Origin of the sequence: Endozoicomonas sp. ALB032, from assembly GCF_049310125.1 — a bacterium.
In the GTDB taxonomy this organism is placed as follows: domain Bacteria; phylum Pseudomonadota; class Gammaproteobacteria; order Pseudomonadales; family Endozoicomonadaceae; genus Endozoicomonas_A.
On the sequence record NZ_JBLYNW010000001.1, the window covers coordinates 1531582 to 1551425 of the forward strand.

Here is a 19844-nt window from a genome sequence, read left to right on the forward strand (position 1 = left end):
ACAGCCGTGCCAATCCCATGCAGGGGACACTGAAAAATCAACGTTTCACTCTGTTTTTTAAACGACGATATTTATGAAATGCTATTCCAGAAAGGAGACATTGGCCAGATAGATATCAGGTTGGGAGCGCTGTACTGAAGATGGGGGTGCAGAAATCCAGTCCTGCGACGGTTCAGCGTCCAGCAAAATCAACTCTGCAACAATATAAAGCAGGGTAAAAGTCGGCTTACTGTCCGGGTGAGAAAACGGGATATAGCGATCCTCAGAATCGCAGTCTGGACAGGCCTGATTTGCTTTCTGCAGGTGCTCTGCCGGGGAAGGAGCACAACAGTCATGATCTGCGGAAAAACCGTCAGCCATGCCGGAAGCATTGGATGACATCGTCGTGGGCATGTCTGACTGGTCAGCAACCATAGCCTGTGACGACTCCATCAGGCAAACCTGCAACAGCAAAAACATCAGCAGGGCAATCATTGCTGTGCCAATGTTCTGCCTGTGTTTCAGGTTCAGGTGAAGGATGGACATAGAATTCAGGAGATTATGGTTCAGCTTTCCAACCTAAACCATCCAGTAACTGGAAGGTCAACCCTTGAAAAGCTGAATGAGTGATGATTCAAGACTATTCTGTGCGCTTTAATCAGGCATTGTCTTCTTCTACTGCATCATAGAGACGCTCCAAAATATCAGGGACAGCGGACATCACCCGGTTCCAGCTGGGAATAAAAGGCCTTTCCATGGGGTTTTCCAAAAAGTGTTGCCCTGCTGCCATAATGTTTCTGGCAAAGAGTTCAACGGCTCGCTCTTCCGTATCACGATCGACATGCAGGCCATTCATCATCGCATCATCGTAATAAGACTCGATGAAATCCAGTGCCACCCGGTAATAAGTCGCTTTGATCGTGCGGAAGGTTTCAGTATTGAACTGAACCCCGTTGGTCGCCAGCTTCCTGAACACGGCCTTGATAATATCGTGGCTCATTTTCGACAGACCGGCATTGCGATCTTCTTCCGATAGAGGCTGATGTTTGTGATCATAAACATCGGCAATATCAACCTGACACAGCCGTTTATTGGAATAGTTTCTCTTAACTTCTGACAGTACCCCTATTTCCAGACCCCAGTCGCTGGGAATCCGGATGTCATTGAAAACACTGGTTCGCATGGAAAACTCACCGGCCAGGGGATAACGAAAACTGTCGAGGTATTCCAGATAGTCCATAGGGCCAAGAATTTTTTTCAGGGCTCGCAACAGAGGCGTCACCAGAAGACGGCTGACCCTGCCATTAAGTTTGTTATCAGCGACTCTTGCATAATAGCCCTTGCAAAAATCATAGCTAAACGCAGGATTAGCTACCGGATAGAGTAGCCTGGCCAGCAGATCTCTCTGGTAGGTCACGATATCACAGTCGTGCAGAGCCACTGCTTCTGACTTGGCTGAAGCCAGCACATAACCGTAGCAGTACCAGACGTTTCTTCCTTTACCAGCCTCTTTAGGCGCCAACCCCTTACTTTCAAGCAGACGGTCAATTTCACGAAGTCCGGGACCATCCTGCCATAGAATCCGGTGGTGCTGATTCAGCTGGGCAAAAAAGTCTCTTGAATAGGAAAATTCTTTTTCGTTGGCTCTATCCAGACCTATAACAATCTCGGAAAGATAACCCACCTGGCTAAGCTCCTGAACAATATTATTCAAGGCTGGTCCCTGCAGCTCGGAGAACAGCGAAGGCAAGACCAGAGACATAGGGCGCTGGCGGGAAAAGGCCTGCAGCTCCTGCTCCATATCTTCAACCGAACGTACTCTCAAATTATGGAAATTGGTGATAGTGCCATTCTGGTAAAAATCGCCCATAAATGCTTTCCCTTCTTTTCGTTAGCGCTTTATGCTCTGATCACACTCTGCAGTCCAGCTCACCCGTCTTGTAAACAGCAGTCTTTTATAGAGCCGTCTTTTGGAGGACAGACTGGCTCATGACCTTCCTGAAGAGAATCAAGAACCTCCAATACCGCTTCATTCCAACCTTCAGGCCCGACTGATTTTGTGTACTTAATATTAGACAGATGTTCTGTAATGGGCTGTTTACTTTTTTCAGAACTTACAAGAACAGGAATATCGACTACTTCCAGCATGGGCAGATCGTTGAAGCTGTCGCCCAGACCCATGGATATCCACGTCCACTCCGGAAAGTTTTTCAGGTAGTGTTTGAACAGTTTCTTCGCCGCCGAACCCTTATCCCCCTTGCCGGATACGTGATAGAAACGCCCACCCCGGGTCAGTTGTAATCCTTCTTCAGCAAGCTGCCTTTCAAACTGCTCCAATGCCTTATCACTGTCTTCCCAGACCAAAGGTTCACTGGCTTTTCGGTCTGCTGCCAGTTTAGCCTCCTCCAGGCTTAGCCCGGAGAGATCGGCTATTTCACTATGAGAGCAATCGCCAAAGCCCCTGAACCGGAAGCCGTACTGCTCGCGAAACTGTTTCAGTACCCTGCGTATCGCCTTGTAGGGTTGACCATGGAAGTAATGGGTATTCTTGTCAGTATCAGACGACTGAAAGTAGTGAGCCGGGATGGTGGTAATCATTCCGTTTTCGGTAATAAATGGATGATCCAGAGCCATCTCCAGTTGCAGAGGCAGTACCTCACTGAGGGTTTTGCTGGTATTGAAAACAACCGGAATATTTTGCTCTCTCAACCGGTCCAAAGCGGGTTTTGCCCCCGCCCAGCTGTAGCTATCATGATCCAGCAAGGTACCATCGAGGTCGGAAAATATGACCAGCTTCGTCATCGCCTTTTTGCTGTTGCACATCGACTCAAACTCTGTCCAGACGTTTTTGGTAGATGGTATTGGTGGCCTCGACAAAACCACTGACACTGCCACAGTCAAAGCGCTCACCTTCAAACTTGCAGGCAATAACACAGCCCTGTCTGGCCTGAGTCAGAATGGCGTCAGTCAGCTGCACTTCTCCGTTTATTCCGGGTTCAGTGTTCTCAATAATGTCGAAAATATCCGGTGTCAGGACATAACGTCCAATCACTGCCAGATTACTGGGTGCTTGCGAAGGGGCTGGTTTTTCCACCATATCGGTCACACGGATCAGGTTATCGCTCAGGGCTTCACCGGCAATCACACCGTATTTATCGACTTCGGATTCGGGCACTTCCTGAACAGCCAGAATGGTGCAGCGAAACTGCTTGTAAAGATTGACCAACTGCGACATAACCAACGGACCACTGTCGTTAATACAGAGATCATCGGCCAGCACCACACCAAAAGGCTGATCGCCCATAAGAGTTCGTCCGCAGAGAATGGCATGCCCCAGCCCCTGCATCTGGTTCTGTCGAGTATAGGAAAAAGTACAGGCCGCCATCACTTCTCGAATGGTCGACAGTTTTTCTTCTTTGCCACTGCCAGCGATTTCCGCTTCCAGTTCATAGTTAATATCAAAATGATCCGGAATCGCCCGTTTGTTTCTGCCATTGACAAACCCCAGGTCAGTCAGACCTGCCAGCATGGCTTCTTCTACGCCATATTGAATTAGGGGTTTATCAACAATAGGCAGCATCTCCTTGGGCATGGACTTGGTGGCGGGTAAAAAGCGGGTTCCATACCCCGCAACAGGAAACAGACATTTTTTAATCATATTATTGCTCGTCTTATTGAGAAGTTTTGCATCTCATCAGGCTATAAGCAGAAGTCGTGCCAATTCAGAAAACCACCCGCCGGGGTCAACATCATTTACAATGATTGAAGGTTTTATAAATACGGGAGTGGCATGACTCCTGCTGCAAAGAAGAAAAAGTACTAAAAAACATTGCCAAAGGGGAAGATGTATCGTGCAAAGTTATCCTAAAGCCTTCCATGAGTTTCATCAGGCCATGACTCAGCTTCTGACCTTCCCTTATGGACAGGAAGCGGGCGAGATAGCCGCCAGAATTGTCCGTAGAGTTCAGTATCACCTTCATGAAAACCCTCCCAAAACAGTCACTGGCTGGTCAGAAAAAGATATCTTTCTGATTACCTATGGCGACACCCTCTATGACAACAGTGAACAGCCACCTCTTCAGGTCTTGAAGGGATTTCTTGATGGCTATCTGAACGAGGTTATTAATACCCTTCACATTCTTCCCTACCTTCCCTACAGCTCGGATGATGGCTTTTCTGTGATTGATTACCTGTCGGTCAATGAGCAGCTGGGAAGCTGGCAGGATATCGAAGCCATCGCCAGTGACTATCAGCTTATGTCGGATCTGGTGATTAACCATGTCTCCCGGGAAAGTCTCTGGTTTGCCGACTTTGTCAGTGGTCATCAGCCCGGCCGGGATTACTTTATTGAAGAAGACCCGGACACTGATCTCAGTGAAGTGACCCGCCCAAGAAACTCCCCCCTGCTGGTGCCTATTCATACAAGGCGAGGGCTGAAACACGTCTGGGCCACCTTCAGTGAAGATCAGATGGATCTGAACTTTAAAAACCCCGATGTGCTGATTCAGATGGTGGACATCCTGCTTTTCTATCTGGCCCGCGGCACCATGGTAATCAGGCTGGATGCCGTCGCTTTTCTCTGGAAGAAACCGGGCACCCATTGCATAAACCTGCCCGAGACCCATGCCATCGTGAAACTGTTCCGACTGATTATGGAGAGAGCCTGCCCTGGCAGCACACTGCTGACTGAAACCAATGTCCCCCACGATGAGAACATCAGTTATTTCGGGGACCAGGATGAGGCTCACATGGTTTATCAATTTGCCCTGCCGCCTCTGATACTGCATGCACTCAATCGGGGCACAGAAAAATACCTTGTGCAATGGGCCCGCAAGCTGCCCGATTACCCCGAGAGCTGTACCGTTCTGAACTTTACTGCCTCTCATGATGGCATAGGCCTGCGTCCGCTGACGGGGGTGATCCCGGAAAATGAAGTTTCAGAGCTGATCGACAGCATGCACCGTTTTGGGGGGTTCGTCAGCATGCGCACCCTTTCGGACAACACTGAATCACCTTATGAGATCAATATTGCCCTGTTTGATGCCATGAAAGGGACGAGAAGGGGTGAGGACCAATGGCAAGTGCAGCGATTTCTCTGCTCCCAGCTCATCATGCTGGGGATGCGCGGAATACCTGCTTTTTACATACACAGCCTGTTTGCCACACACAATGATTTGGCAGGCGTCGAGAGTAGTGGCAGAACCCGCTCGATCAATCGCCGCAAGTGGTTACTGGAAGAATTATTGCCTGAGCTGGAAAACCCGGTTTCGATTCGGTCACTGGTTTTCCATTCGTTGTTGAATCACATCAAAGTTCGCAAACAGGAACCCTGCTTTCATCCCAATGCCTCTCAAACCATTCTGGATATGGCGCCCGGTATTTTTACATTCTTGCGAACATCTCCCTGTGGCCGCCGGAAACTGGTGGCTATTCACAACCTGACATCGGCCCATCAAACGTTGAACCAGCCAGACTATATCGGCTGGTTCGATTTACTGGGCAGCGGGACCCTACAGGACCTGCAACTCAAGCCCTATCAAGTGTTGTGGTTAGCAAAAACGCCTTAAACCCTCGCCCAATCGAGGGTCTCGCATAACTCCAACAACTCGTTACCAGGTTTCTAACAATACCCTCTTTGATGAGGGTGATATCTTTTGTCAGGCGATCCGGAACTATCATAAGACACCAATCGTCTAAATAAGTGACCGAAGTCATCCATCTACCCGTCGAATAGCTCGTGATCACACTCTTCGGGCACAACAATGGATACAGCAGTGCTTCAATGAGTTTTTAACAGAATCTCTTTGCCAGAAAGCACGCTTATTTCTCTGGTCTACACTTTTTCCAGGGCAAACCAGGATGTAAGAATAAAGTGATCAAACACCCACTCTTTGCAGCACTGCTGTTGCTGTCTATCGCCTGCCAGGCGTCAATAAGACACTTTGTTGTCGAGCTTGAACAGGATGCAGGTTCTCCAGACAAAAGCTTTTCTATCAAACAGCATGACCCGCATACTTTGCCGAACACTCCTTCAATCATTGCCAGCAACAACGGTCATTCAGACCAGGATTCCCCGGCAAATGACACACCCTTCGGACCCGGTATTTTCGGGCTAATAACGATCATTATTGAGTCGGTTTCGTGGCATTTGCTTTACGCCTCCCAGTGGCTGGTTGCTTACGAACTGATCCTGACCAGCCGTGACACGCAAAGCTCCAAAACTTATTCACGGCTACCTTTAGAATCGTTTATCACTGTCGGTTTGTTTTTAAGCAACTATTGGAACTCCGATTCACCGATGTTCAACCCGATTGGACAACAAGAGTCGAGCCAGGATTATCCGTTTATGATCAACACTATGACGCTCAGCTCCGGAGATAACCAACAACAAGGCCAACTATCGGAATCATCGACCCGGCAAGCCTCAGGAACAACCTCAGGGTTCAGAGGCACTATCACCAGCCGCCAGTATTCTGACTCTGACGGTGGAGACGAAGTCCCTGAACAACACCAACATACTTTGGGTTTAAATTGTTTCGCAGATAACTGTAATGGCGTTTGTAAATTCCGACAATCAGGTGCAAGACCGAAACAAAGCTCAACGCCCAATGAAGACTTCGATCGACAGAGCCCTCTCGTGCAACAACACACCTGTAAAGTGACAGTGTTCGGGGAGGGTGGTCGGCAGCGAGCATGCGGGCAAATCTGCCAGAGTAATACAGCCCTGAAGGATCACAAAAGAAGAAAACACAGGCAACACACCTGTTACGTAACAGTCGCCATTTGCAATGGTCGACGGTGGCCATGCGGACTTGGCTTCAGGACTGCTCGGGGCCTGATGTGGCATAAAAGAATACATCAAAGACGCAGGCCCGATAATCCGAACAACAATAATGGCGCCACAATAAAGCATGGAGGCTGATCGGGAATAGACTGCCCCTCACTCTTAAGACTGTCGCAAAAGTGCGGCGCTGATATGGGGTTAAAAACGCCACCGGAGGTTTGCCGGTGGTCTTATGTCTTTCCATCTGTGATGGCATCCCTGGTGGCGTCTGCTTATGTGACGAAGCAGCCCTTCTTCACTCTCGAAGATCCTCCCGCATAGTTGCTGCGTCATCCGATGTACGCGACCCTCGTTAAAATTCACGTATAGGATCACGTCACAAAATACTGACCCGGGAACCTGATGGCTTCTGTTGGGATCCGACCATCTAATATCCAATTCGTCGTCATGGTATCTACTGTCGTTGTGATCCTCCTGCTCTAGTACATGAAGAACTTCTCCGCATACTCGCTGCTCACCATCTCCCCCGACCACTATCACATCACAGAATAGTGGCGCAGTGTGGTATCGCATTTTGTGTTCTGACAGCCTCTCCCTATCTCTGCAGCGAATCCCGCAGGGCGCCCGCTCACCACTGCTCGTTTTCATCTGCACATCACAGACAAATCCCCTGGCGGGATCACGACCTCTCCTGATAGATTTACTGGCTGCTCTCGGCCTCGCCAAGATGCCAGTTGGTGATCGGAGTTTACAAATACCGTGACAGGAACCAAAGTGACAATTGTAATCGAAGGTATGCTGTTGTGGTTCAGGGTTTCTGTCATCGCCGTCAGAGCCAGAAAGCTGGGAGCCGCTGGCATAGCCTTTAATCTGGGCACTGGTTGACCCACCTGTGGCTTGCTGACCGGATGATGTTGATGGCGGGTTTTGTTGGTCATTTTTTTGTTGGCTATTCCCGGGAAGCATCATGGTGATGATTGCAGGCCGGTCATCCTGACTGGCTTCCAGTTGATCCATTGGGATAAGCAGTGATGGATCGGAGTTCCAATAGTTTTTCAAAAGCCAGCCAAGAGCAACAAACGCTCCTGCAGGTAGCCATGCAAGGGACTCAATACCTAACCCCGCATAGCCGTTTGTGTCGACCATGTCTGACGAGGTATACGACAGAGTATTGAAATCACGTTTTATAGAAAAGCTCTGGATCGGAGAACCTGCATCATCCTTTTGAAAATCGACAACAAAATGTCTTGTCGACGACTCAGCCTGATAGACGACAGATAACAGCACTGACAGTAAAAACAATGCCGCAAAGATTGAGTTGCCCATCATTCTATCCGTGTGCTCTGACTTGTAGAGAGTAAGGGTAGATTGAGAAAGTGATAGATCAAGAAAATAAGCGTTTTCTGAGCTTGATTGGTAGTTTTATCGAATGAGTTTAAAACCCCGTGCTTTGAGAGCGTGTCGCAAAACTCTATCCAGCGTGGGAACGAGTTGTAACTTCAGCGGTTCCGCTGGTGTCTTATCCCGGTCAGACTCCAGCGCATCAACTTCCTCGTCCGTCAGGCCGATGTCTCGCCCGGCATTGACCAGGGCATCACCCATCAACAGCCGATCCTCAGGTTGAAGAACCTCTTTGAGAATATTCCGAACCTCGGCAACCAGGCTCCGGTTATTTTGCTTAGCCCTGGCCTTCAGAGCACTGTAGAGCTCATCCGGGATATTTCCAAGCGTCATCATTGCCATAGTTTCACTCCTGCAGAGCACACTCTGTGTCAAGGTTAAGTGGATGGCAGGCCCAGTTTGTCGAAGAATGCTTTGTTCCTTTCCTTCGCCGACTGTGCCAGCCGGTTATAAGAAATAACTTCGATAAAGGCACCGTAACTTTTACTGTATCCAAAATACCCCATGTGGTCATGGGTTGGCGTGAGGTCGAAGATTCGGCAACGCTGCACAACTGATGGCGTTAAATCACAGATGACGTAGCAAAAGCCTGGTATATCCCGTGAATTGGGTATCAGCCTGCCACTCGCCGTTTTCGCCTGGCCTTCACGAATACGATCCAAATAGCTCAAAGCCTGCTCGATAGGATCTTTATTTTCTCCCTCTCGGGCATCGTTTCGCATGGGCCGTTTGATCTCGACCACAGTAACGGATGCCAGCGGCAAGGCTTTTTTATCGGACACCAGAATAGGATTATCACAGACATTTAACGCACACAGGTCTGGCTCTTTTCCAGAAATGTCACCGGTAACAGGCATGGAACCCAAAGGCTTGTCTGAGGCCAGATAGTCATGAAACGCGAGTCGTTCATCAATCAGCCAGAGATTACAGGCATCAAACGGTGTCTGCGTGGAATCCTTACGCATTGGCATAATCAACTGATGGATTAAATCCTCACGAGCGTACTTGTCGTCATCCAACCGCTCAATATACTTTTCCAGCAAATCGATGATTGTCCGGCGGTGAGTGACGTAGTTGGCCAGGTCTGACTGTTTGAAGTCCTGTGCTTTTCTCAGGTAGTCACTCAGTCGGTTTTGATAATCTTCCAGATTGCTTTCTACCGCCGGATTCATAATTTCATGCCCTTCTTCCATCAGGCTTTTTTCGGCCTCGTAGTAGTGCCTGTGGAGAAGGGACTCAAGCTCCTTGTCCGATATTCTGGGGTCAACCACAAGTTCACGCTCATCCATATGGCTCATAATTGAACGGTACCGTGGCGCTTTCTGAGCAACAAAGGTATTCACCCGCTCCTTGCCTGCTTTCATGTTGTCGTGGAGGTAATCGGAAAGGTATTCTCTGGTTTTCTCTACGACCGCTTCCCGGATTTCGCTGAGGGAAATCTCCTGATCACTGATAAGATCCTCAATCGTTTCAGCGATATCAAATGCCGTTCTTTCAGAACGGACATGCTCATCAAGATAGTCTGAGGTGACATAGCAGGCGTAGGTAAACTCACCCGCATCATCGGATAGAGTGCCAAAGAGCCCGGGTACCTTTTTGCCAATAGACTCTTCTTTAACAACACGGTTAGCCGCACAGAGGAACATGGGGTGGTTTTTGTTCACTCCAGCCCGAAACTTAATGTGATTCAGTTCAAAAACATAGCCCTTCAGACTGACTTGTTCTGCCGTTGCAGCAGAGTGCATGCAGCGATCGTAAATGTCGCTGAGAGAAATGCTTTCGGTACCATCCTTTACAATAATGTTTGGCGTTGCCGGGCTTCTGACGAAATACCACAGGCAATGTTCCAGCAGAGCCTCGGCAATACTCAACGGGGTTTTACGGCAACTCGCGTAATACTCTTTGTCAAACCCGTCCAGTTTTAGCACCGTCCGTACTTTCTGGTCATGAACCGCCACCGGCGACTCTGTCTGAACACCCTGCCGGGATGAAAAAGAAAAGTTTCGCTGATAAAGCTTTCCTTCTTGACAGAAAACGCTTTCTACTTCGGCGGTGTCGAAGGCTTTCAACCACATCAAACGCCCGATGCCCCGGCAACCCTTTCCGATCTTGTGATCTGAGTCCAGGGTTTCAAAGGACTCCATGTTGGCTGCGTTAAATCCGACTCCATTATCGGTAATGGTAAAGCCTTTGATGATTTCTTTTTCAGCCCCTTTTCCGGGGTGCATTTGTTGTTGAGGGTTACGAATAATCTCAAGAGTAATCTGACCTTCGGCCAGCCCATCTGCTTCTTCAAGGGCCTGAATCGAGTTGACCACGGCTTCAAAAACCGGCAGCAGACCATGAGTTTTCGGCAGATTAGTATTACGTAACCTTCCGGCAAGATTTGTATGAAGGCTCATTGGCACTCCCTTGGAAGCAGCCCGCATTGTTGTTTTTCACGGATTGAAGATAGCATCAAACAAAGTGATTTTTCGCTCAGTGAGAAAAGATGCACAGCAAAATAAAACCTGTTCTGCACCCGTTGCTTGAGAAGGCAGTATAGACAGAGTTACTGGAATGACTATTACAAAACATCAGAAAATGTCAGACGGGTATCACTGTTTCATCAGGAATGTAATTTGCTGGAGTCTCTGACACTCCCCGCCTCTAAGAGGGTGTCGCAAAACTCTCTCCGGCGTGGGAACGCGTTGACTCCCGTCATTGCCAGTCATTCCCGGCTTCATTCTCGTCATTCCCGGCTTCATTCTCGTCATTCCCGCGAAGGCGGGAATCCACACTGACTCTCCACCAGAACCATACTGCCCGGTGTCCCCCTGGCCTTGTCATCCCCGAGAAGGCAGAGATCCACCGTTGGCGCTGGATTCCCGCCTTCGCGGGAATGACGACTTCAGAGCGTGAGAACGAGCTGTTGAAGTTTTGCGACACCCTCCTAAAGAAGCGGGATTACCCCCTTAATTTCGTTCAAATCCCCATCGCTACTCCCTCACGACGGGGGTCAGCGCCACCTTCAAGGCCTTTGTCCGTGATCACAATGCCGTGCAGGCCACTGTTCAGTTCCCGCACCTTGACGGAGTAGCCGAGCTTTTCCAGTGCCGACTTCAGACGCTCTGCTTCGGTATCCTGCTCCAGCTCATAAACGCCAAAAGGGTTCAGCTTATGGGGCAGAGCAATGGCTTCCTGAATGTCCATTCCCCAGTCAATATGTGCGACCAGGGTTTTGGCAACATAGCTGATTATACGACTTCCGCCGGGTGAACCAAGCACCATATAAGGCTGTCCCTTTTTATCCATAACCATGGTGGGCGCCATAGAAGACCTTGGTCTTTTACCAGGTTCAACGCGATTGGCAATGGGCGTACCATTGTCATGGCTGGAAAAAGAGAAGTCCGTCATCTCATTGTTCAGCAGGAAACCGCCCACCATTAAACGGGAGCCAAAACCATTCTCAATAGTCGCCGTCATGGATAACGCATTACCCTCGGCATCGACAATGGAAATATGGCTGGTAGAAGGCAGTTCAATGGACTGATCATCGGCCTGAAGCGAAGCATGCTGCCAGAGGGGTTTGCCTGCTTTAACCGTCTTTAGAGCCTGATCAGACTGAAGTTGTCTGGCTCTCTCTGCCAGATATTGGCTGTCCAGAAGCCCCTGAACAGGTACGGGCACATAGTCACTGTCGGCCAAATAACGGGCCCTGTCGGCAAAAGCCAGCCTTGATGCACCGGCAAACAGGCGCCAGGATTCCGGATTATCCGCCCCCAGGTTGGCCAGATCATAAGATTGCAAAATGCCCAGGATCTGTCCCACCGTGGTTGCGCCAGAGCTGGGAGGTCCCATGCCACAGACAGAGTATTGACGATAGGCCGAACACACCGGCGTTCGCTCTTTTACCTGATAGTTTTTCAGATCCTTCTTTGAAAGCACTCCGGGATTCCCCTCGGCCTCTCTGACGGTTTTGACAATCCTGTCCGCCAACTTCCCTTCATAGAAGGCTTTTGAGCCTTCTTTGGCAATCAGCCTCAGTGTCCTGGCAAACTCAGGATTTTTCAGAACAGCGCCTGCCTGAAGCGGCTGTCCTTTTTCATCAAAGAAGTATTCACGGGTACCCGAATAACGGCTGAGTCTTTTTTGATCCCTGGCAATCAAGCTGGCCAGCCTGGGAGAAACGATAAAGCCTTCCTCAGCCAGTTTAATGGCCGGTTGGAAAAGCTCAGACCATGGACGTTTACCATAACGCTGATGCATCTCTTCCAGCAGCTTGACGGTACCTGGCGTACCGACTGAGCGCCCCCCCACCACAGCATCATAGAATTGCAACGGCTTGCCATCGCTGTCCAGAAACAAGGTCGGTGTCGCCTCTACAGGGGCTGTTTCCCGGCCATCAAGAGTGATCAGGCGGTTCTTTTTGGCATCGAAGTAAAGGGTGAAGGCTCCTCCGCCAATTCCGGACGACTGGGGCTCAACCAGATTCAGAACCAACTGAACAGCAATCGCAGCATCCGCTGCCGAACCACGTTTTCTAAGGACTTCGTCACCTGCCTGCACAGCCAGCGGGTTGGCTGCTACCACCATATGTTTGCTGGCTTTTACCAGACTCTTTTGTTCAAATCCCGTCGCTGCTTCAGGCGCCAGATCATCACTCAGACTCACGGCCTCTGCCTGCACCTTAAAGCAAGCAGCCAAAAGACTGGCGGTGATAACATACCGTCTGAACATTCCCCCAGACATAGCAAGACTTCCTTTCAATTAATTTTTATAAGGTCGGACCATGGTTTCAGTCTTGGCTCAAATGTGCAATGACTTTTGGAATTGAGCAGTTTAAAAAGGTGCCTACCTGACCTCACACTTAAAAAAGATAAAGTTAGGCGTTGTGGATAACTTCTTATAGCTCTCGGCGCAGAGAGACTTCATGCGCTCCGACGGCTTTCCTTCTGACAGGTGAGTGACACACAGATCTGCTGCAGCCAGACTCTCAAACCACTCTGTCAGTGAACGACGATAGAAGCTTACTCCGACAGGATGACCTACAGTATCCCACTCTTCCGTGATCAGTTCTCTTTGAAAGTAATTGCCTGAAGGTGACACTTCAAAATCCACTATCGGGTGATGGGTAGAAAAGATAAATACGCCGCCATTTTTCAGCAGGCGCTTAACATCACCGAACAGTACACTAAGGTCTTCAATGTAATGCACGGTCAGAGGACAGATAATAACATCATAACTGGCTTCTTTTTCTTCTGGCAGCCCAAGAGAAATATCCTGTGCATAAGTTCTAACGTTATCACCCAACTTCTCTTTGACGATCTCAACCATTTCCAGCGAGGCATCAATCGCAGTCACCTTTGCCCCCTGGTTGATCAAATACTCTGCATAGACACCCGGTCCACACCCCAGATCCAGAACACTTTTTCCGCCCAGTTCGGGCAGCATGGCGATTAATGATGGACGCTCCAGATGGCCATTGTAGATATTATCGATAATGGCTTTTTCGTAATCCCTGGCGAACTTTTCGTACATTTCGCTCATCCTGATACTCTCTGTCGCTTATTCTCTGTGGCCAGAAGTGTATCAGGAACAACGATTGCCACTATTCGAACAAACACCAATGAATGCCACTCAAACAGGAGATCCACCAGCCCCCCATGCTTAACATCCGCAGCCACTGACGAAATCCTTACAAGCCGTAACTTCTGTCTTGCAGCAGTCAGCTTCTATACAGCACTCTTCCAGATTAAAGGCATTGCACTCCCCTCCCTGTTCACAGCGGCCAAGAAAGGTTTCCTCAGACAGATAAAAGCCTGTGAACTTTTCAATAAAGTCATCGGAGACACTCTTTTCAGCCAGCCCGGTCGCCAGCAGACTTTTTTGCCAGGCTTTGGTTTTAGGATAAAAAGCCAGGAAGTCATAGCCTGTGTTCACCTGAATGATATGGGCACGATGCAACACGGGCAGCCAGGCCAGATCGACCATGCCCAGTGAATCACTGTTGAAGAATGGCTGTTCAGCCAATCCCTTCTCCACTTTGGCAAAGGCGCTGGCCAGCTTCTCAGTGCGTTCAATCAGAGCCTGAGCGTCCTGACTTCGCTGTGCAGAGCACTGAACCAGGTACTGTTTACTGCCCAGGTAGCTCCAGGCACGATTCAGTGCTTTCTGCTCTGCGCTCAAGCCAGGCAGCAGTGGGGGATAAGCTTCTTCCAGGTATTCGGCGATGGCATCGGATTCAAACAAAGCTGTGCCATTCTCAGTGACCATGACAGGTACCTGGCCGTTTGGTGAAATAGCCAGAAACCATCGGGGCTTTTCGCTCAGGCTGATGTATTCGATTTCATAAGGAATACTTTTGGCTTCCAGCATTCCGGTAATGCGTTGCACAAATGGGCAGATTTTAAAGCTGATAACTTTCAACATGGTCGATACCTCGATTCAGCGATGACCGGTCAGACCGGCCTGTTACCTATAAAGACGCGAGGTATGAAAAAAGGACGCAAAAAAAATGTTTTTTTATCGTGAAAATATTTTGCCCAGTTGGTTACAGGCAGGAGAAGGGCTAAGTTTTTTTCGCTGATAGTTGTTCTCAGCAATTTTTACAGCCGGTTTTTTTAGGCCGATAGTCCATCACACCGCCCCGGCCCACTTCAATATCGCAGCAGGCAATAAAACGTTCTTTCAGCTGAACCCGACCACGCTGAATACGGCTCTTGGCACCGGACAGGGATAAACCCAGGGCTTTTGCTACCTGCTTTTGGCTCATGCCCTGCAACTCTGACATTTGCAGAGGAATCCGGTACTTCTCGGGTAGCTCATCCATAAAAGGCACCAGGCAACGGGCCAGCTCCTGATGGGCCCTCTCTGCTTCATCTTCTTCCCCGGCAGCAAGACTGTCTGATAACTCATCCCAGGGCTTCTGCTGACGGTAGTAATCCATGACAGCATTTTGTGCAATCCGGAACAGCCAGCTACCCATTCTGTCTCCAGACTTGAGTGTCTTAATGTGGGTATGCGCTTTGAGATAGACATTCTGCAAAATGTCATCCACAGCCGATGGTTCGCTCACTTCTCGGGCTATATAACGTTGCAGCCGGGCTTTATGCTCCTGCCAGTGATTTTGCATAACAGTCTGCCCCTGCTGAAAGGGTTGGAATTAAACATGGAAGTAACAGTTTACCGCCAGTACGGAAGCACAAGATGTCTCTGATTGCGGGTATATCCGTATTCGATGATCCTTACCGGATCGAAGCCCATGATGGCAAAGAAGTTTACGGGGAAGATCGGTATATCACCATTGGTATGGATAAAGAGTTGGATACACTTTATGTATGCTACACAATGAGAAGTAATGAAACCTCAACCAGGCTGATCTCGGTGAGGCGTGCTGAAAAGCACGAGCGTCGATTATATGAACAGCATAAATCATGGTGATCACAATGGGAAAAACAGTCTCTGTAGACTACGTAAAAGGGCAAAAACTTGATGTGTACAAAGATAAAAAAGCTCTCGATGAAATGACCGAAGAAGAACTTCATGAGGCTGCATTGGAAGACCCTGATGCACAGCCTTTGTCCGAAGAACAACTCAAACGCTTTAAGCGGGTAAATCCAAATCTCCCTAAGAAAGAAGCTGGAAATGGGTAAAGAAATTGTTCTGTACCCTATATAAGGCACCCCGTTGCCGAATGAGCCAGGTAATCAAACCCTCAGCACATTCCTAATCAGCTCAAGATAATACCGGCCTGCCAAAAGATGTTGTCCATTTTCACTCCGTAGTAGCGAGCGTCTGATTCGGCTTTGCGGGCGTTTGACTCGGCTTTCTGTTCTTTGAAGCGAGCGTCAAACTCGGCTCTCATGTCGGCCATTTTTTGATTGAAGTGTGCCTGGTGCTGCAAGATGGCTTCTTGCATGATGAGCACGTCTTTCTTGCTGGCGTTGTAGTCCGGGTCCAGGGAGGCAGTGCGACAGGGGTTGGGGCAGATCGGGCAGTATGGACAGTCGTTTATAAGTCGTGCCTTTCATTATTCTGACCTCAATATTTTTTGAACTTCCACCATAAAGCCGGGTCCAACAGATCTGATCCATTTTAAATGCCCTTCCCAAGCCGGGATAAATACTAACTTTGAAGTTACGGGACAATCAGGAATGAACCCTATCGACAGCAATTCCAACCTACACGAACCACTCTCGCCAACGCCTTTGCAGCCTCAACCGGAGGAGGCACCAGCGGGTATCAGTGCAGACAGGGACGTTACTCTATATCACAACAATAACTCACCGTTTTTACATTTACCCGAATTAACACAATTAAAGATTATTCGCTGTTTGGGTTTTCGAGATATTACCCGTTTAGCAGAGGTATGCCGATATTTTCATGATTTTGTTAAAGAAAATAACGCTTTGGGAAGAGCATGGAATCGCCGGTTTCCTTCACCCTACCTATATCAGCTAAAAACCACTATTAAGACAAAAGATGAGCAACAACTCCGTGATTGGTTTAAGCCAATGGCTAATACGGGCACTGTCGAGTCGCTCATTGAACGACGCAAGAATATTTATTTCCCTGTTCAGTTACTTTTCACCAACAGTAAACTGATGTCTCAAAGTAAAGAATTTGAGTTAGTGGAAAAAGCCGTAATTAGACATGATGATACTGTCTACCACGCCAGTTTAAGTCTCGATGGCCAGCATCTGGCAACTGCCAGTCGTGATAAATCAGCGAAAATTTACTCCCTGCAGACCAATGGATCATGGCAAAAAAAAGCCACCATTAGCCATGATCATACTGTTGATTCAGTCATTTTTAGCCCCGATGGCCGCTATCTGGTCACAGCCGGTTGGGATGGCAAGGCAAAAATCTACGGTCTGGAAGACGATGGATCATGGAAAGAAAAAGCCTGCATTTCCCACGAGAATATGCTCAGTTCAGCCAAATTCAGTGCCGATGGCCGCCGTGTGGTGACCGTCGGTTTAAGAGATTCGGTGAAAATCATCCACCGGGAAGACAATGGATCATGGCAGGTAGAGGACACTATTCATGACGAAGGGGTCTATTCGGCCAAGCTCAGCTCCGATGGCCGTCACCTGGTAGTTTTCGGTTCTCTGGATGATGTTTTAGAAGTCTATGGCCAGTCAGCCGCCGGATCATGGGTAGTAACATCCACTATTAATTTCAGGTTTAATATCCGCACGGGCAACTTGAGTGCCGATAGCTGCCATCTGGTCATCACAACTTACGCTCACACAGCGATAATCTTTGACCTGCAGGCTGATGGATCATGGAAAGAAATGGGTTCGATTGAACATGATCAGTCGATCAAATCAGCTAACTTCAGCCCTGACAGCCTCCATTTGATGACCGCCAGTGATGATGGTACGGCGAAAATCTATAGCCAGAATGCTGGATCATGGGAACAAAAAGCCTGCATTGTCCACCATGGGGGGGTCAAATCGGCAAGCTTCAGTGCCGATTGCCAGCATGTCTTGACCATCGGTGATGATGCCACAGCAAAAATCCATAGCCTGCAAACCGACGGCTCATGGCAACCAAAAGCCAACATTGTCCATAAGGATAAGATCCTCTCAGCCGCCTTCAGTCCCGACGCTTGTCATCTGGTGACGTACAGTGACGATGGTATGGTGAGAATCCTTGGCCAGCAGGCCGATGGATCATGGCTGCAAAAAACCGCCGTTCATAACAGTATACGATTCAACGCAGCCTGCTTCAGCGCCGATAGCCGAAATGTGGCGGCCATCGGTCACGAATACTCGCTGAGAATCACTGAACTATGGAAGAAGGATTAATGATCCAATGAGCGTATTTTTGCTTACGCAATGTTTTGATCTTCCATTGTAAAAGCGAGTCTAACGGATCGAATCCATTTTAAATGTCCTTTTTAACTGAGGATACATACTGACTTTGGCGCTATGAAGGAAACCGTCGTGAACCCTGCAAAAAGCACTTCTAGTATTAACGAACCACTGTCGCCAACATCTGAACAACCTCAACTGGAGCAAGCACCAACGGGCGTCAGTGCGGGTAGGGACGTCACTCTATATCACAACAATAACTCGCCATTCTTCGATTTGCCCGAATTAACACAATTAAAGATTATTCGCTTTTTGGGTTTACGAGAGATTACCCGTTTAGCAAAGGTATGCCGATATTTTCGCGATCTTGTTAATCAAGATAGAGCTCTGGAAAGAGCATGGTATCGCCGTTTCCCTTCACCACAGCAATATCAACTAAGATCCACCATTGAGACAAAAGATCAGCAACAACTCCGTGATTGGTTGGAGCCGTTTGCTGATAAGGGCACTATCGGGTTGCTCATGGAACAAGGAAAGAACATTCATTTTTCTGTTCAGCTCCTTTTCACCAACAGCAAACTGATGTCGCTATGTAAAGAATTTGAGTTAGTGGAAAAACTCGAAATTACCCATGGAGGTCGTGTCTACCAGGCTACTTTAAGCCCCGATGGCCAACATCTGGCAACCGCCAGTCGCGATACAACAGCGAAAATCTACAGCCGTGAGCCCAATGGCTCATGGGAAGAAAAAGCCGTTATTACCCATGAATATTGGGTGATATCAGCCACCTTCAGCCCCGATGGCCGCTATCTGATAATCGCCGCTCATCGCGGCACAGTGAAAATCTATGGTCTGGAGGACGATGGATCATGGGAAGAAAAAGCCTCCATTTCCCACGAGACATACATCACTTCAGCCACCTTCTGTGCTGATGGCCGCCGTGTGTTGACTGTTGGTTATGGTAATGATGCTTTGCTGAAAATTACAGGTCGGGGGGACAATGGATCATGGGAATTGGAGGACACTCTTCAAAAAAATTGGATCACTTCGGCCAAGCTCAGCCCCGATGGCCGTCACCTGATCATTCATACTCCCGGGTATCGCGTTATAGAAATCCAGAGTCAGTTGGCCGCTGGATTATGGGCAGTAACATCCACCATTCAGCTAGAGGATGGAAGCGACCGGGTCAAATTCAGCGCCGATAGCTGCCATCTGGTCATCAGCACATTTGCTCCTGCGGCAATAATCTATGACCTGCAGGCTGATGGATCATGGAAAAAAATGGGCACGATCAAACATGATGATTTGATCCAATCAGCCAACTTCAGCGCCGACTGCCTCCACCTGGTGACCGCCAGTAAAGATAATACAGCAAAGATCTATAGCCAGAGTGCTGGATCATGGAAAGAAAAAGCCTGCATTGTCCACTCCGGGGGGGTGAGGTCGGCAAGCTTCAGTGCAGATTGCCAACATGTGGTAACTAACAGTGACGATGCCACGGCGCAAATCAATAGCCTGCAGACCGATGGATCATGGGCACTAAAAGCCAGCATTGTCCATTATGATCAGGTCGTCTCAGCCACCTTCAGTGCCGACGCTTGCCACGTGGTGACCGCCAGTGACGATGGTAAAGTGAAGATTTATGGTCTGGAGGCTGACGGGTCATGGCTGCAAAAAGCCGTCATTCAAAAAGAGACAAAATTCACCGCAGTCAGTTTCAGCGCCGATAGCCGAAATGTGGTGACCGTCAGTATGGATAACAAAGTGAGGATCACTGAACTTCGGAAAAAGGATTGATGATCGATGAACTTTCATCATAAAACCGAATCCTACTGACTGAATCCATTTTAAATGTCCTTTCCAGATAGCAATAAATATTG

19 protein-coding genes are annotated in these 19844 nt (G+C 48.7%); 7 read left to right on the forward strand and 12 right to left on the reverse strand.

Features of this window, described 5'->3' with window-relative positions; all coding sequences use genetic code 11:
- Positions 1-81: 81 nt before the first annotated feature.
- From ACO6VG_RS05080 to galU, 4 genes are all read right to left on the reverse strand, one after another.
- Positions 82-525 carry a hypothetical protein gene (locus ACO6VG_RS05080; RefSeq protein ID WP_422472975.1) on the reverse strand — a complete coding sequence of 148 codons (444 nt, stop codon included), beginning with the start codon at positions 523-525 and terminating at the stop codon, positions 82-84.
- A 112-nt stretch (positions 526-637) separates the two neighbouring features.
- Positions 638-1849 carry a glycosyl transferase gene (locus ACO6VG_RS05085; protein ID WP_422135902.1) on the reverse strand — a complete coding sequence of 404 codons (1212 nt, stop codon included), beginning with the start codon at positions 1847-1849 and terminating at the stop codon, positions 638-640.
- A gap of 59 nt (positions 1850-1908) precedes the next feature.
- Positions 1909-2781, reverse strand: coding sequence for an HAD-IIB family hydrolase (locus ACO6VG_RS05090; RefSeq protein ID WP_422472977.1), 873 nt, complete (start codon positions 2779-2781; stop codon positions 1909-1911).
- 25 nt (positions 2782-2806) lie between these two features.
- The gene (gene galU / locus ACO6VG_RS05095; protein ID WP_422135904.1) at positions 2807-3637 is read right to left on the reverse strand and encodes a UTP--glucose-1-phosphate uridylyltransferase GalU; all 831 of its coding nucleotides are present in this window, start codon (positions 3635-3637) and stop codon (positions 2807-2809) included.
- A 193-nt stretch (positions 3638-3830) separates the two neighbouring features.
- On the opposite strand from galU, the gene ACO6VG_RS05100 reads away from it, so the two are divergent.
- Together ACO6VG_RS05100 and ACO6VG_RS05105 are read left to right on the forward strand one after the other, a co-directional pair.
- Complete coding sequence (locus tag ACO6VG_RS05100; RefSeq protein WP_422472979.1) at positions 3831-5546, forward strand: sugar phosphorylase; 1716 nt, start codon at positions 3831-3833, stop codon at positions 5544-5546.
- Between the two features lie 305 nt (positions 5547-5851).
- Positions 5852-6901 carry a hypothetical protein gene (locus ACO6VG_RS05105; RefSeq protein WP_422412708.1) on the forward strand — a complete coding sequence of 350 codons (1050 nt, stop codon included), beginning with the start codon at positions 5852-5854 and terminating at the stop codon, positions 6899-6901.
- Between the two features lie 60 nt (positions 6902-6961).
- Here the strand turns inward: ACO6VG_RS05105 and ACO6VG_RS05110 are convergent, their stop codons facing one another.
- The 3 genes from ACO6VG_RS05110 to ACO6VG_RS05120 all read right to left on the reverse strand — a co-directional run bounded on the left by ACO6VG_RS05110 (position 6962) and on the right by ACO6VG_RS05120 (position 10566).
- Positions 6962-8089 (reverse strand): hypothetical protein, encoded by a 1128-nt coding sequence (locus ACO6VG_RS05110; RefSeq protein WP_422472981.1) that lies wholly within the window; start codon positions 8087-8089, stop codon positions 6962-6964.
- Between the two features lie 96 nt (positions 8090-8185).
- Positions 8186-8506: a FitA-like ribbon-helix-helix domain-containing protein gene (locus ACO6VG_RS05115; protein WP_422135908.1), complete on the reverse strand. Its 321-nt coding sequence runs from the start codon at positions 8504-8506 to the stop codon at positions 8186-8188.
- Between the two features lie 35 nt (positions 8507-8541).
- Positions 8542-10566: an ATP-binding protein gene (locus tag ACO6VG_RS05120; protein WP_422472983.1), complete on the reverse strand. Its 2025-nt coding sequence runs from the start codon at positions 10564-10566 to the stop codon at positions 8542-8544.
- Between the two features lie 301 nt (positions 10567-10867).
- Here ACO6VG_RS05120 and ACO6VG_RS05125 point away from each other — a divergent pair, with 301 nt between their 5' ends.
- A complete protein-coding gene (locus tag ACO6VG_RS05125) occupies positions 10868-11065 on the forward strand; it encodes a hypothetical protein (protein WP_422472985.1) in 198 nt (65 codons plus the stop codon).
- Between the two features lie 63 nt (positions 11066-11128).
- Here the strand turns inward: ACO6VG_RS05125 and ggt are convergent, their stop codons facing one another.
- From ggt to sigZ, 4 genes are all read right to left on the reverse strand, one after another.
- The gene (gene ggt / locus ACO6VG_RS05130) at positions 11129-12895 is read right to left on the reverse strand and encodes a gamma-glutamyltransferase (RefSeq protein ID WP_422135911.1); all 1767 of its coding nucleotides are present in this window, start codon (positions 12893-12895) and stop codon (positions 11129-11131) included.
- 102 nt (positions 12896-12997) lie between these two features.
- Entirely contained in the window at positions 12998-13693 is a 696-nt protein-coding gene (locus ACO6VG_RS05135) for a class I SAM-dependent DNA methyltransferase (protein ID WP_422472987.1), read from the reverse strand.
- 120 nt (positions 13694-13813) lie between these two features.
- Entirely contained in the window at positions 13814-14575 is a 762-nt protein-coding gene (locus ACO6VG_RS05140; protein WP_422135913.1) for a glutathione S-transferase family protein, read from the reverse strand.
- A gap of 166 nt (positions 14576-14741) precedes the next feature.
- The gene (gene sigZ, locus ACO6VG_RS05145) at positions 14742-15278 is read right to left on the reverse strand and encodes an RNA polymerase sigma factor SigZ (protein WP_422139292.1); all 537 of its coding nucleotides are present in this window, start codon (positions 15276-15278) and stop codon (positions 14742-14744) included.
- Between the two features lie 29 nt (positions 15279-15307).
- On the opposite strand from sigZ, the gene ACO6VG_RS05150 reads away from it, so the two are divergent.
- Both ACO6VG_RS05150 and ACO6VG_RS05155 read left to right on the forward strand, forming a co-directional pair.
- Positions 15308-15586, forward strand: a complete 279-nt coding sequence (locus tag ACO6VG_RS05150; protein WP_422137048.1) for a BrnT family toxin — start codon at positions 15308-15310, stop codon at positions 15584-15586.
- A gap of 5 nt (positions 15587-15591) precedes the next feature.
- Entirely contained in the window at positions 15592-15798 is a 207-nt protein-coding gene (locus ACO6VG_RS05155) for a hypothetical protein (RefSeq protein ID WP_317144466.1), read from the forward strand.
- A 77-nt stretch (positions 15799-15875) separates the two neighbouring features.
- Here ACO6VG_RS05155 and ACO6VG_RS05160 read toward each other — a convergent pair whose 3' ends face one another.
- On the reverse strand, positions 15876-16064 hold the full coding sequence (locus ACO6VG_RS05160; protein ID WP_422413251.1) for a hypothetical protein: 189 nt from the start codon (positions 16062-16064) through the stop codon (positions 15876-15878).
- A 235-nt stretch (positions 16065-16299) separates the two neighbouring features.
- Between ACO6VG_RS05160 and ACO6VG_RS05165 the strand changes: the two genes are divergently transcribed.
- Positions 16300-17958, forward strand: coding sequence for an F-box/WD repeat-containing protein (locus ACO6VG_RS05165; RefSeq protein WP_422472989.1), 1659 nt, complete (start codon positions 16300-16302; stop codon positions 17956-17958).
- 138 nt (positions 17959-18096) lie between these two features.
- Complete coding sequence (locus tag ACO6VG_RS05170) at positions 18097-19761, forward strand: F-box/WD repeat-containing protein (RefSeq protein ID WP_422472991.1); 1665 nt, start codon at positions 18097-18099, stop codon at positions 19759-19761.
- The last annotated feature ends 83 nt before the right edge of the window (positions 19762-19844 follow it).